General features: G+C 44.3%; 15 protein-coding genes and 1 tRNA gene. 5 read left to right on the forward strand and 11 right to left on the reverse strand.

The features are described from left to right. Nucleotides 1-254 precede the first annotated feature (254 nt). From ICN10_RS04470 to ICN10_RS04485, 4 genes are all read left to right on the forward strand, one after another. A complete protein-coding gene (locus tag ICN10_RS04470; RefSeq protein WP_216213139.1) occupies nt 255-1,226 on the forward strand; it encodes a YafY family protein in 972 nt (323 codons plus the stop codon). A gap of 7 nt (nt 1,227-1,233) precedes the next feature. Beyond that, nucleotides 1,234-1,728 (forward strand): hypothetical protein, encoded by a 495-nt coding sequence (locus ICN10_RS04475; protein ID WP_216213142.1) that lies wholly within the window; start codon nt 1,234-1,236, stop codon nt 1,726-1,728. A 126-nt stretch (nt 1,729-1,854) separates the two neighbouring features. Further along, the gene (locus ICN10_RS04480) at nt 1,855-2,217 is read left to right on the forward strand and encodes a hypothetical protein (protein WP_216213145.1); all 363 of its coding nucleotides are present in this window, start codon (nt 1,855-1,857) and stop codon (nt 2,215-2,217) included. 53 nt (nt 2,218-2,270) lie between these two features. Beyond that, nucleotides 2,271-2,567: a hypothetical protein gene (locus tag ICN10_RS04485; RefSeq protein WP_216213147.1), complete on the forward strand. Its 297-nt coding sequence runs from the start codon at nt 2,271-2,273 to the stop codon at nt 2,565-2,567. Here the strand turns inward: ICN10_RS04485 and ICN10_RS04490 are convergent. The 11 genes from ICN10_RS04490 to def form a co-directional block, all read right to left on the reverse strand. After that, nucleotides 2,553-3,020: an HD domain-containing protein gene (locus tag ICN10_RS04490; protein WP_216213149.1), complete on the reverse strand. Its 468-nt coding sequence runs from the start codon at nt 3,018-3,020 to the stop codon at nt 2,553-2,555. The two genes, ICN10_RS04485 and ICN10_RS04490, sit on opposite strands and share 15 nt — an antisense overlap. Nucleotides 3,021-3,027: 7 nt before the next feature. Next, complete coding sequence (locus tag ICN10_RS04495; RefSeq protein ID WP_216213152.1) at nt 3,028-3,507, reverse strand: hypothetical protein; 480 nt, start codon at nt 3,505-3,507, stop codon at nt 3,028-3,030. Between the two features lie 5 nt (nt 3,508-3,512). Beyond that, entirely contained in the window at nt 3,513-4,019 is a 507-nt protein-coding gene (locus ICN10_RS04500) for a hypothetical protein (RefSeq protein ID WP_216213154.1), read from the reverse strand. Nucleotides 4,020-4,221: 202 nt separating this feature from the next. Continuing rightward, nucleotides 4,222-4,297 (reverse strand) — tRNA-Phe (locus ICN10_RS04505). A 93-nt stretch (nt 4,298-4,390) separates the two neighbouring features. Then, on the reverse strand, nt 4,391-5,074 hold the full coding sequence (locus ICN10_RS04510; RefSeq protein WP_216213158.1) for a response regulator: 684 nt from the start codon (nt 5,072-5,074) through the stop codon (nt 4,391-4,393). A gap of 2 nt (nt 5,075-5,076) precedes the next feature. Further along, the gene (locus tag ICN10_RS04515) at nt 5,077-7,386 is read right to left on the reverse strand and encodes an ATP-binding protein (RefSeq protein WP_216213160.1); all 2,310 of its coding nucleotides are present in this window, start codon (nt 7,384-7,386) and stop codon (nt 5,077-5,079) included. Further along, nucleotides 7,383-7,964: a DUF4390 domain-containing protein gene (locus tag ICN10_RS04520; protein ID WP_068320005.1), complete on the reverse strand. Its 582-nt coding sequence runs from the start codon at nt 7,962-7,964 to the stop codon at nt 7,383-7,385. The genes ICN10_RS04515 and ICN10_RS04520 overlap by 4 nt, the downstream gene beginning before the upstream one ends. Next, the gene (gene rsmB, locus ICN10_RS04525) at nt 7,961-9,277 is read right to left on the reverse strand and encodes a 16S rRNA (cytosine(967)-C(5))-methyltransferase RsmB (RefSeq protein ID WP_216213163.1); all 1,317 of its coding nucleotides are present in this window, start codon (nt 9,275-9,277) and stop codon (nt 7,961-7,963) included. Before rsmB ends, ICN10_RS04520 begins: the two co-directional genes overlap by 4 nt. A gap of 1 nt (nt 9,278) precedes the next feature. Beyond that, entirely contained in the window at nt 9,279-10,145 is an 867-nt protein-coding gene (gene htpX, locus ICN10_RS04530; protein ID WP_216213166.1) for a zinc metalloprotease HtpX, read from the reverse strand. 2 nt (nt 10,146-10,147) lie between these two features. Beyond that, nucleotides 10,148-11,146, reverse strand: coding sequence for a methionyl-tRNA formyltransferase (fmt, locus tag ICN10_RS04535; protein ID WP_216213169.1), 999 nt, complete (start codon nt 11,144-11,146; stop codon nt 10,148-10,150). Nucleotides 11,147-11,154: 8 nt separating this feature from the next. Beyond that, nucleotides 11,155-11,670, reverse strand: a complete 516-nt coding sequence (def, locus tag ICN10_RS04540) for a peptide deformylase (RefSeq protein WP_216213170.1) — start codon at nt 11,668-11,670, stop codon at nt 11,155-11,157. A gap of 71 nt (nt 11,671-11,741) precedes the next feature. Here def and dprA point away from each other — a divergent pair, with 71 nt between their 5' ends. After that, a complete protein-coding gene (dprA, locus tag ICN10_RS04545; protein ID WP_216213172.1) occupies nt 11,742-12,443 on the forward strand; it encodes a DNA-processing protein DprA in 702 nt (233 codons plus the stop codon). Nucleotides 12,444-12,450: the final 7 nt, after the last annotated feature.

Below are 12,450 nucleotides of genomic sequence, written 5' to 3' on the forward strand. Positions count from 1 at the left end.
ATATCAGCACACCAAACAAAACTTGAACCCTTTGTAGTCCAAGCCGTCATAGATACCTCAGTAATTCTTGGCATGCCAGCATCCAAGGCAGCAAAAAAATACGCGCAAGAAGTACAAAGATTTGACTTAATTACTACCCAGTCCAATCAAACGATAACGCCCGTTAATTGGAGACGCTTATATTTCAGAACGCATTTTTACTAGCTCACAAAATGAGCTAGTATTAAATCTAATGCGCAAATAAAGGAAGTTATATGGGTGATATGGAAAGACTACACAAGATCAAATACATGATCCAGGCGAAACAACATGTGCCACTACAAGAATTTCTTGATGAGCTGGAAATATCAAAAGCAACATTTAAGCGTGACCTTGAGTACTTAAGAAGCCGCATGAACGCTCCTATTGTTTATGACAGGTTCCATGGTGGCTACTGCTTTGAGAATCAAACCACGGGTGAGAAGATTGAGCTACCAGGACTTTGGTTTTCCGAGAAAGAAGCAACGGCGCTCGCCCTAACCCAACACCTTTTATCTGGGCTTGATAAAGGCGGAATCATTGAGCCCCATATTGCCCCTCTCACATCCATTATTGATGGCATTCTTGGACAAGGGGAAACTCCTGCCAAAGAGCTAAGAAAAAGAATTAAGGTTTTCGGGATGTCTGCTCGCAACAGCGATGTCAAGTGCTTTGAAGAAATTGGTGTCGCATTATTAAAACGTAAAAGACTACAAATTAGCTACTACGCACGAAGCACGGATAAAACTACAGAGAGGGAAATATCTCCTCAGCGCCTCATTTTCTATAGGGACAACTGGTATCTAGATGCTTACTGTCATCTTCGAAAAGAATTGAGAAGCTTTGCTGTAGATAGTATTAAGGCCGCTCACATTACAAATGTGAAGGCGGATGAAATTTCAGATAAACAGTTACATGAATATTTTGCTGATAGCTACGGGATCTTTTCTGGCAAAGCTGGGCAACGAGCCAAGCTGAAATTCTCTCCAGAGCGGGCAAGATGGGTAAGTGCTGAGACGTGGCATAGCCAGCAGATTTCCAGCTTTGATAAAGATGGAAATTACATACTTGAGTTTGACTTTAATCAAGATCCCGAATTAGTTATGGATATTTTGAAACATGGGTCAAGTGTAGAGGTGCTTGCCCCTCAAAGCCTACGCAAAAGAATTAAAGAAGAGCTAGCAAGAGCATCAAATAAATATGAATAGGAACTAAATGAGAGAACCATCACAGCTTTTAACTAAGGAGTCTCCAAGGCAAATTATTTTTGAGGACTTTAAATTAGATTTGCCAATAACCGGTGGATGGGGCTACGACTTTGAAAGTGCCTGCGTTATTGATAAAAATGATTCCACAGTAAGTAAAGCAATCCCATTTAATGGCGTAAGCATTGAATATGTTTTTGTCGAAAAGCGCATTTATGAAGAAATGATTATTTTTCGTCAAGCGAATGAAAAATACTCTGGCATCAGATGGGAACTTAAAAACCAAGAGTTACTTTTTAAAGATGAAAAAGCCTATGACAAACTTATTTTCAATGTTATCGGCTTTACAGATGAAGTTTGGGATGAATTAACAAGGCGATTTGAAGAAATTAAAAATAGCGGGAAAGTGGAGCTCATGCCCGAACTTGACGCCTACAGGGAATCAAGGGCTTATCGATTTACAAAAGAATTCTATTTCGACATCACTAGTTTTTATGGGCAATAAGAACCGTTCTTTACTCTTTGTCGTTTAAAACGACTTCTTTAGCAATCCCCATTCACAAGCTCATTATTTGAGCTTGTGAATGCCCATAATTTAATCAAAGAATCTAATTCATTGATTGGGGGTGTTATGAGAGATTACACATATTTGAGTGGCGCACGTTTTACTGTGGCAAATCTATTTCGCAGCCTACGCTTTGATATTGATAGGCTCGATATGAGCTGGGTAGATGGGGAGAAACCAGAATTCACGAGAGGCCTGCGTGTCGTAGATAACGATGACGTTAATACCGTTACTGTTGATGGCGAAGATGGCGACAACTTAATCTATAGCCTCACTTATATCTTTAGCAAAGAAGATGGGGCGGATAACTTTAGGATTGCCACGGATGAATATCTAAAAATTGCTCTAGAAACTAAAGAGTTTTTAGTAACAAACCAAAAAAAAGATCCTCAAGGAAAGCCTGAGGCAGCAGAGTCGGTAATTCATTGATACATAAATCAACCTGAAATACACAATAACTTAGTTAGAAGGGGGGTTCTAGTATGTCAAAAATTAAAAAGGGAACACTTTGTATCATTATTGGCGGGTGCCCGGAGAACATTGGGATGCTTGTTGAGGTTGTTGCGCATCTTGGTAGGCATGATGGTCGTGAGGATGCGTACGAAATCAAAACGATTACCGGCAGGAAATTCAACCAAATGTGGCGAGGCACCTCTTTGGTGAAAGGCTTTTCAACAGTAGCCATTACAGATAGGCATAAGCTACGTCCGCTAGAAGATGGTGAACCGCCTAACAGCGAGCTATTGGTAGAAGATAAAGAACTTTTATTTAATACTTAAATCAAAAGCGTAATCAATCATTTCAGAGGCAACTTCTGAAATGAATTTTGGGGAGGGAATAATGCCCACCCTTCCCAAATCTAACCTATCCGAATCCCAACATGTTTGGATGGTTGCGTTAGTTGAAATATCACCACCCGAGTGGTGTCGTATAGCAAAGCACAAGTCGTCCAACTGATTGCCATTAAGATGAAATAAGTTGCCATTCATTCCATAAGCAAACTCTGCCCCACGCTCACCGTGCTTTATATCTCTACCCTCATCAAAGCGGCAGCTGTCGTGTAGAAAAGCAAATAGCTCAACAACTAATAAATCAGCTTCACGCCTTTGAGCAATGTACTTACCATGATGAAATACCCTAGCCCAGTGGTTGGCGCCATGTAAGCCATGCCAATCAATCTTAAATTGATTACGAACATGCTCAATAAGATTGTTGCGGTTGTATTCAATCATTTGAGAATTAAACGATCTTTTTGGCGGCAGCCTTAACTGCTTCAGTAATTGGAAGATTCCATTTATTTTCAGGCGGCTTCATCTTACGATACTGAATGAATTGCTCCCAAGTTAACTCATAAATTGAATCAAGTGTGTAATCTTTATTAAATCGAACAAGAATTAGATATTCGAAATAGACCTTGCCGTCATCCTCAGTTGGCAGGCTCGCAAATACACCCGTTCCATTTCCTGAGGTTGCCTTAATTGCGTATCGCTCGCCCTTATTGCTAGTGGCATCGATATTTTTCGTGCTCTTAATATTAAGCTGGAGATTGGGTAATTTAGGATTCTTCTGATACGCATTGGCCGCCAAATACTCGCCTAACTCACCTATAAGATTATTAGTTCTAATTATTCCTCGCGCCTTTAACTCCTTAAGGATGGAAGGATAAAGCTCTATGATTTCAAAGTCGGAAAGCTCAGATAGATTAGTTTTATTTGTCATATGCTTCATGATGCTATTAACTTCATAAGCTCGTCAATATCTTCTTGATCTTGCTTTCTTGCTTTAAAGTTTTTAGTTAATGAAGATATCTTTTTCATTTCAATTAAATCACTTACAGATGGTACCCTTGCTTCCATTCCATTAAATATGGCCTTCTTTGAATTCTGGAAACATTTTCCAAAATTAATACCCTCTATTGAAGACAATAAATCTGCCTCTTTTTCTACACCAACTTTTGGATAGGGAATCAGCTTATTTGGCTTAGTTAGTTCGCGACTCAATGGAAGGCCTGAGAACGATTTAACGGTTTCAAGCCTGAAAGCTTTAACAACTTTTTCTACATTAGTTTTTGATTTTGACAAAAGAATATCAAGGTCTCTTGTTTGACGATGGCTTGTATAAGAACAAACTGCTTGGCCACCAATTACAAGAAAGATAACTTCATGCTCTATAAGCCTTTTTAATAAAAGCTGTTGAGCGCTGTTTAAATTAATTTGATTGATTGGATTCACTAATAATTTCAAATATCGTTATATGCCTCATATTATCTAATTTGTCGTTTTAAACGACACGCCAAGCAACCACCCTGGATGGTTGACACGGTTAGGCAGAGTTAGAGCAAATCATCTAGCGGTAGGCAAAGTCCAAAAGCGTCGAATACTGTGAATGGAGAGTGAAAACGAAAAAACCACCCGAAGGTGGTTTATAGATTCTTGGTGGCCCGGGGCGGAATCGAACCACCGACACAAGGATTTTCAATCCTCTGCTCTACCGACTGAGCTACCAGGCCAAGACTTGGAATTATAACGAATTTGCTTTAAGCGCCCTTGATTTGGGGGATTTGCTTAATTTCATGGGCTTCATGCCCATGGTTAACGGGGGTCTAGCTCTCGCCTTTATTCCGCGAGGTATCTATTCCAAGCGCCTTGAGCTTGCGATACAAGTGGGTACGCTCGAGGCCCGTGTACTCAGAAATCTTGGTCATGCTGCCACCCATGATTTGCATCTGATGCTCAAAATACGCTTTTTCAAAGAGATCTCTAGCCTCTCTTAATGGCAGGTCAAAGTACGTTTTTGCTATTCCGCTGATGTATTCACCCTCGGCAGGTGCTGGAGCTGATTCAACAATAGCTTGCTTTGGCGTTGCCACTGCGTTTGTATTGGCCTGAACAGCGCGCTCTTGTTCAGGCTCAACATATTTGGGAGAGCTCTCTAAAGCCTTGCTAACCGTCTTCAAAAGCTTTTGTAGGGCAATCGGCTTTTCTAAAAAATTGAGGGCGCCAATTCGAGTTGCTTCAACGGCAGTATCAATTGTTGCGTGGCCAGACATCATGACCACGGGCATCGTGAGCTGACCAGTGTTAGACCATTCTTTTAATAAAGTAATACCGTCGGTATCGGGCATCCAAATATCCAACAGGACTAAATCAGGTCGCATTTGTTCGCGAATAGTGCGCGCTTGTATTGCGCTTTCTGCAGCGTACACAGTATGACCTTCATCCGTCAGAATCTCATTGAGAAGCTCACGAATTCCCATCTCGTCATCAACAACCAAAATACTAGCCATGCTTAGGCTGCCTCTTTTGCTAGATTCATAAACAATATTGATACCTGCGCACCAACTACTTCATCGCCCTGCATACGATTTCTAATTTCAATTTTCGCAGCGTGATCATCAATAATCTTCTTCACTACTGCCAAACCCAATCCAGTGCCTTTGCTCTTAGTTGTTACATACGGCTCAAAGGCTCTTGCCAATATCTTAGCTGGAAATCCAACTCCACAATCACTTATTGTTAAGCGCACCGCATTTTGGACTACGCCATTATGCTCACCATAAGGCACCAACTCTGTTTTCACCTCTACTGGACTGGTGGGATTTGGACCCTCAAGAGTAGCATCTTGAGCGTTTTGGAGTAAGTTATGAATAACCTGCCTCAGTTGGGTTGGGTCACCCATAATATTTGGGCAAGCTGGATCCAATTTCGTTTTTAATGGGCTGCCTTCATAAAGGCCCAAAATTTCTGAAGTAAGCGTATTAATAGAAACTGACTTCAATTGAGGGGTTGGTGTTTTAGCAAAATCCCTAAAATCATTCACCATTTCTTTCATGGCTTGCACCTGACCAATAATGGTTTCAGTGCTGCGATTAATCATTTCTTCTTGCTCGGGGCTCAGCTTACCAGCAAGCTTATGTTGCAATCTTTCGGCGGAGAGCTGAATAGGCGTAAGAGGATTTTTAATTTCATGGGCAAGGCGTCTTGCTACCTCGCTCCAGGCAATCGATCTTTGTGCGCTCACTACGTCGGTAATGTCATCAAAAACTACCATGCGCAAATCACCGGTCAATTCTGTGCCGCGCACAAATAAAGTGACGCCTAATTCATTTTCAAACTCATTAGTACTGTGCAGCTTAATTTGTTTTTGCCATACGGGTGCGCTTGTTTGGCCCGCATTTTTTCCTGCGTCACCCTCGCCAACTACGGCAAGCTTCATGGTGGCAAAACCCTCTTTAATGGCGCCCTCAAACTCTTGTAAAGCAAGGCTGCTACTCAAGGGCTTTCCATCAAGTTGAGTAAGGTCTTGACCAAAAATTCGGTCTGCCCCTGCATTGCTAGAAACGACGTTGTAGTTTTTATCAAAAATACATACGCCTGCGGTCAGGCTTCCCAGCACGCGCTCCAAGAATGCCTTGGATTCTTGCAAAGAGGTCCGAGTATCTGCCAACTGCCTTGTCATGACATTAAATTGTCGCGTAAGCATTCCTAGCTCATCGCCAGTATCTAACTCGGGCTTAGGCGACAAGTCACCCTGGGCAACCGCCTGCGTACCCCTCAATAACATTAGGAGTGGGCGGGCCAACTGCCTACCCAACATGAGCGCCAAGGTGATTGCAACAAATACCGCGAAAAAGAGCGTGAGGGTTAAAGTTCCCACGAACATCTTCCGCAAACCTGTGCGCCCTAATGATTTTTCTTGATACTCACTATAGGCAGACTCAACCGCAAAAATGTTTTTTGCCAATGGGGCAGGAATATAGCGCACAAGCTGTAAAAAATATTTATCATCCGCATCTTTACTGGAATCTGATTTGCTATGAATCGATTTTTTTCGTATTACAGGAACGATTGCTCTAATGCGATAGCCACGCTGCCCGCCATCCACTTCAATCTGATCTAAGAAGGTGGTCCCTTTCTTTTTAAAGGCTTCAGCAACCACATCTGCACTAGGCGGAGGAAAGTATTTTTTGGGCTTTAACTCACTAGTAAGAATCAAATTACGTTGCATATTGAAGAGGCTCACCTCCTGAATACCAAATTGGTTACGAATCTTCATAACCATAGTCGCAACTTGCTCCGTAGATGCGCCCGCTGGAACCAGAGCAATCTGCTCGGCAATAAAGTTACCTTCGCCCAAAATCTCTTCTTGAGCAACACGCAGAGTCACACGCCCCAGCTCCAAGCCAGAATTCAATGCCGACTCTACCTTCACATCAAACCAGGTTTCAATGCTGCGGGATACGAACTGCAAAGAAACGCCGTACAAAATTAAACCGGGAACAATGCCAACCAAAGCAAAAATCATCGCTAGCTTGGCAATCAAGCGCGTGCCAAAGTGACCTCGATACCAACGCACTGCAATCACACCCACCAAGGTCAAAATAACCAAGGTCAGACAAATTCCAATAACAACATTTGCGGCATATAGCCAAATGAAGTAGTTATCAAAAAACTCGGTGTTGGATGAGGCTATTGCCAATAGAACCAAAAGCAATAAAGCGAATACGCCAATCAAACCAATCGTGATTGGTACGACTTTTTTACCCAATGCTTTTGATGTAAAAAAGCCTGAGTCCAGCAAGGACGCTATAGATCTCATCGTTTAATCAGGTTGGGGCCATTTGAAGAGAATGGAAAGCGATACCAATCGCTAGAAACATTCCAATCACGGTTGTTTAGCGCGTTGACCTGAAAAGGTTTTGGCAGCTTACTAAGGTCTAGGTTCATGCGCATACTAGCCGTATAGGATTTACCTGGATCTAGTTGTGAATTCTCCATTACACGCCATCCACCAATACTGCCCACTGCTTGTAGCGCCTCAGACATCGATTTAGCTGAGAAAGTAAATCCCTCGGAAGCAATGCGGTACTGCTGCGTTAAGGGCTGATATGACAAACGGGTTTGTCTTTGTACAAGAGCTGGCTTTTCATCAAACCAATACCAGCGCGATCTCGTTAAATCAAACTCAGTCTGAAAATACAGCACAACACCTTTTTGTACCGCGTCTTCTAGGCCCGGAGATAATTCAATCTGAAACGTAGCGCTCAAAAGCCAGTCGTTATCAGACCTCTCCAACTCAAAGGATTTGATCTTGATACCTTCTGCACTCACGGTGGTTGAGAAAATTCCCAACACCATTAAGAACAAAAATAGGAATTGTTTAATTCTTTGGCTCATGGCCCATTTTTCTTAAACAAAGCATAGTAAAAACTGTCGTTTAGCTCACCAGGCAAAAGCTGGCCTGGAGCGCTCAATCGTACCGCATCGGGGTGCTGCTCAGCAAACCAATTGGCCTGATCCTCACCCTCTTCAAAAAATATTGAACATGTGACATATAGGAGGGTGCCCCCTGGTTTGAGCATCTGCCACGCCTGATTCAGAATGCCACGCTGCCTTTCTTGCAGGGCTCTTACATCAGCCTCACGCCTTAAAAACGGTATGTCTGGGTGACGAGACACAATCCCCGAAGCAGAGCAGGGCGCATCGAGCAAAATTTTGTCAAAAAGAATGCCGTCCCACCATGCGGCTTTAGAGGCATCGCCACGAAGCACTCTTACCTTGTCGGAATGCAGGCGAAGGCGATCTAAATTACCGCCAATTTTTCCAATCCGCTCACCATCCAACTCCAAGGCCCGCATTGAGCAATCAGCAAGTTCTAATAGATGCGCTGTTTTGCCACCGGGAGCTGCGCAAGCATCTAACACTAACTCGCCATCTTGAGGATTTAACAAAATCGCAGCAAGCTGAGCTCCCGCATCTTGGACTGATACAGCGCCACTATAAAAACCTGGCAAATCAGAAACAGGTACAGCTTCTGGAATTAAAAGCGCACAAGGCAAAGCAATGCCAGCTACCTCATTAATTGGTGTTGATGCGATGCCGGCATCAGACAATAATGATTGATATTGCTCGCGTGTATATTGCCGTTGATTAACGCGCAAAATTAATGGTGCGCGCTTAGCCTGCTGAAACAAAATGGCTTGCCACTGTTTAGAGTAATTGCGCTTTAAGTTTGCGCGCCACCATGCTGGCACATACATTGGAATGGGGTCAGGTGGGTAACGCTTCTCCCCTTCGGGCGGCTGCACTAAGAGGCTGACCTTACGTAAGACCGCATTCACCAATCCCTTGGCATACATGGTCTTGTCATATTCGCCGCATGCCTTCACAGCCTGATCAACAATGGTGTGCGCTGGATAACCTTTGCCTTCTGTTGCATCTTGCAAAAACAAAGCGATTGCCACGCTTAGCAAGTGATCTGTTTCAGGCGGCGGAGTCTTTGGAATAAATTGCTTGATTAACTCATGCGAACGGACCCACTTTCGTAGCGCATCAAAACTGAGGCTTTGCACGATTGGTCGCTCATGCGGCTCAAGCTGATCTAAGACCTCTGTAAGCGATCTTCCGCTCATTACCTCGCTGATTGCTTGTGCTGCAATAGTGATTGCTTCTGAAAGCGGGAGACTGCGTGGTGTTTTTTGGTCGGTCAAATTAATTTGCTCCGGGGTATACCCCGTTTTTAGCCATGTGCATTAAGCGTGCCACCCGCTCTTCAGTGGGAGGGTGGGTTGAGAAAAGTTGCGCAAGGCCGCCAGCACTAAGAGGATTGAGAATCATCATCTGTGCAGTTTCTGGATGTTGCTCGACAGCCTGAAATGGAATGCCTTGAGCATAGTTATGAATTTTTTCTAGCGCATGTGCAAGGGCTTCTGGATCAGAGCTAATTTCTGCACCACCGCGATCAGCCTCATATTCCCGTGCGCGTGAAATGCTCATCTGAATCAAGCTTGCCGCTATTGGCGCCAATATCGCCACCATCAAACTTGCTATTGGGTTGTTAGGCCTACCCTCTGAATCGCGCCCGCCAAAAAACATCGCAAAGTTTGCTAATGCAGAAATTGCACCTGCCATAGTTGCAGCCACTGTTGAAATCAAAATATCTCTGTGACGAACATGTGCAAGCTCATGTGCCATAACGCCACGCAGCTCACGATTCGAGAGAATTTTTAGAATGCCGGTTGTTGCGGCAACGGAAGCGTTTTCTGGATTGCGTCCCGTTGCAAATGCATTTGGCGCATCTTCATTAATCAAAAATACTTTAGGCATCGGCAGGCCCGCCTTCTCAGCCAGCTCTTTCACCAATGCGTAAAACTGGGGCGCAGATCTTTCGTCTACCTGTTGTGCATTGGTCATCTTCAACACCATGGTGTCAGAAAACCAATAACTGAAGAAATTCATGCCAACAGCCATCAATAAAGCCATCAACATGCCTTGCTCGCCGCCCAGCATGCCGCCAACCACAATAAATAACGCAGTAATGGCTGCCATCAAAACAGCAGTCTTTGCAAAATTAAACATTTCTACTCCTTTGACAGAAAATGCAACTGTTTTTGACCAACACTAATCGACTGTAAGCAGGTTTTAGCATCTATTTTTTTGCCTCCGGGTTTTTGCATGTGCATCACCTCGATGACACCTTGGCCACACTGAATATATACGCCATCGCCACTAAACCCAAGCACATCACCAACACTGCCGGCTGAGCTTATCGCTCCCATCTCTGGAATTCTGGAATCCCAAAGCTTCACTACCAGCTCATTAATGTGACCAGTAGCGCCAGGGAAAGGATTAAAAGCACGAATGCGTTGATCGATTTCTTTTGCGCTTAAGGACCAATCAATTTCTGCTTCGCTCTTTAGTATTTTTTCAGCATAAGTAATGCCTTCGTTTGGCTGTGGCACCCGGTTCATATCTTTACCTTGCTGCAAGGTGTCTAAAGTTTTAACAATCGAATCTGCGCCAAGCTGCGCCAATCGATCATGCAAGCTTGCGCTTGTTTCATCAGGGGCAATATCAAGACTGGAAACTAAAACGGTATCGCCAGTGTCAAGACCTGCATCCATTTGCATAATACAAACACCAGTCTTTGCATCTCCAGCCTCAATCGCCCGCTGAATTGGCGCAGCACCACGCCAACGTGGAAGTAAGGAAGCGTGAATATTAAAGCTGCCAAATCTTCCGGGGCGTTCGCTAATATCCAAAATTTCTTGAGGCAAGATCAAGCCATACGCAACAACAACCATGGCATCAAAGTCGGTTGAGGAGAGACGCTCATAGGCTTCGTCAGCTTGTGCTTTTTTTTGTGGATCAGCACTAGTGCGTCTTAGGGTTTCTGGCTGCAATACCGGAATATTGTTTTCTAAAGCAAACTCTTTAACCGGGCTTGCTTGCAAATGCATGCCCCTGCCAGCACGGCGGTCAGGCTGAGTGAGGGCCAAAACAATTTCATGCCCAGCAGCATAGATTGCACGCATGGCTTGCGCAGCAAACTCTGGGGTTCCAGCAAAGACAATTTTCATTGGGGCGCTTAGCGCTGACCTACTAATTCTTTAGCGCGCTTCTTCATTTTTTGTGAGATACGAGTTCGCTTGAGGATTGATAAATATTCAACAAATACTTTTCCCTGCAAGTGATCTAACTCGTGCTGCAAACAAACCGCCAACAAACCATCGGCGTTTATTTCAAATTCTTTCCCGTCAACATCTAATGCCTTAACGCGGATTTCTGCTGGTCTTTCAACCTCGTCATAAAACTCGGGGACAGACAAACAACCTTCGCGCCAAGATTTCGTTTCAGCACTTGCCCAAACAATTTCCGGATTAATAAAAACCATCAACTCGTTTTGTTCATCAGATACGTCGATCACTACGATGCGCTCATGTATGTCTACCTGGGTTGCCGCCAAGCCAACACCAGGAGCCTCATACATAGTGTCCGCCATATCAGCGACAATTTTTTTAATGCGAGCATCAACCTGTGCAACTGGTTTTGCAACCTTATGCAGGCGGGGATCTGGATAACAAAGGACGTTTAACAAAGCCATATAAGAATTATCCAACAGAGCTATCAGTCTGTCCTGATTGTTCTAATTCCCCTATGGCACAAAATTGATTTATGCAATTAACGCCTGTAACGACTAGCGCCATCCGCATCGATCGTAAAAGCGCCGACTACCCTCGCCGTCTTCACGATTTATACGACCCTCCAGACTCGCTCTATATATATGGGGATGCCGGTCTTTTAAAGAAGCCCATGATTGCCATCGTCGGCTCAAGAAACGCCAGCCCAGAAGGTTTGAAAAATGCTCGCCACCTTGCACAGGGTTTAGCCAAGGCGGGGGCGCTCATTGTTTCTGGGATGGCAATGGGCATTGATAGTGCGGCCCACCATGCGGTTATTGAGCTTGGGCCGGGGCACTTTACCGCCGCCATACTGGGCACCGGCCTAGACCTTGTTTATCCCCGTCAAAACATCAGCCTCTCTAGGGCCATTGGACGACAAGGGCTACTGATATCTGAGTTGCCCATGGGGACAGGCCCAAAGGCATGGCACTTTCCCAGGCGAAATCGCATCATTGCAGCCCTATCGCTTGGCGTTGTAGTCATAGAGGCGGCAAAAAGGTCGGGCTCTCTCATTACGGCGCGCTTGGCTGCAGAGCTGGGAAGAGAGGTTTTCGCCCTTCCTGGCCCTATAAGCAACCCCAATTCAATAGGTTGTCACCTGCTGATTCAGCAAGGTGCAAAACTGGCCTTTAGGACGAGTGACATACTTGAGGAGCTCGATTTTTCCTCAAAAACCTCATTTAAATTGCTTTAAAGCAAGG

Source organism: Polynucleobacter sp. 86C-FISCH (genome assembly GCF_018882415.1).
Taxonomy (GTDB): domain Bacteria; phylum Pseudomonadota; class Gammaproteobacteria; order Burkholderiales; family Burkholderiaceae; genus Polynucleobacter.

Coding starts and splice junctions, on each gene's coding strand:
- ICN10_RS04470 (WP_216213139.1), top strand. CDS start 255: ATGGGTGATATGGAAAGACTACACAAGATCAAATACATGATCCAGGCG.
- dprA (WP_216213172.1), top strand. CDS start 11,742: ATGCAATTAACGCCTGTAACGACTAGCGCCATCCGCATCGATCGTAAA.
- ICN10_RS04510 (WP_216213158.1), bottom strand. CDS start 5,074: ATGGCTAGTATTTTGGTTGTTGATGACGAGATGGGAATTCGTGAGCTT.
- ICN10_RS04490 (WP_216213149.1), bottom strand. CDS start 3,020: ATGATTGAATACAACCGCAACAATCTTATTGAGCATGTTCGTAATCAA.
- ICN10_RS04520 (WP_068320005.1), bottom strand. CDS start 7,964: ATGAGCCAAAGAATTAAACAATTCCTATTTTTGTTCTTAATGGTGTTG.
- ICN10_RS04480 (WP_216213145.1), top strand. CDS start 1,855: ATGAGAGATTACACATATTTGAGTGGCGCACGTTTTACTGTGGCAAAT.
- fmt (WP_216213169.1), bottom strand. CDS start 11,146: ATGAAAATTGTCTTTGCTGGAACCCCAGAGTTTGCTGCGCAAGCCATG.
- ICN10_RS04485 (WP_216213147.1), top strand. CDS start 2,271: ATGTCAAAAATTAAAAAGGGAACACTTTGTATCATTATTGGCGGGTGC.
- ICN10_RS04515 (WP_216213160.1), bottom strand. CDS start 7,386: ATGAGATCTATAGCGTCCTTGCTGGACTCAGGCTTTTTTACATCAAAA.
- htpX (WP_216213166.1), bottom strand. CDS start 10,145: ATGTTTAATTTTGCAAAGACTGCTGTTTTGATGGCAGCCATTACTGCG.
- def (WP_216213170.1), bottom strand. CDS start 11,670: ATGGCTTTGTTAAACGTCCTTTGTTATCCAGATCCCCGCCTGCATAAG.
- ICN10_RS04495 (WP_216213152.1), bottom strand. CDS start 3,507: ATGACAAATAAAACTAATCTATCTGAGCTTTCCGACTTTGAAATCATA.
- ICN10_RS04475 (WP_216213142.1), top strand. CDS start 1,234: ATGAGAGAACCATCACAGCTTTTAACTAAGGAGTCTCCAAGGCAAATT.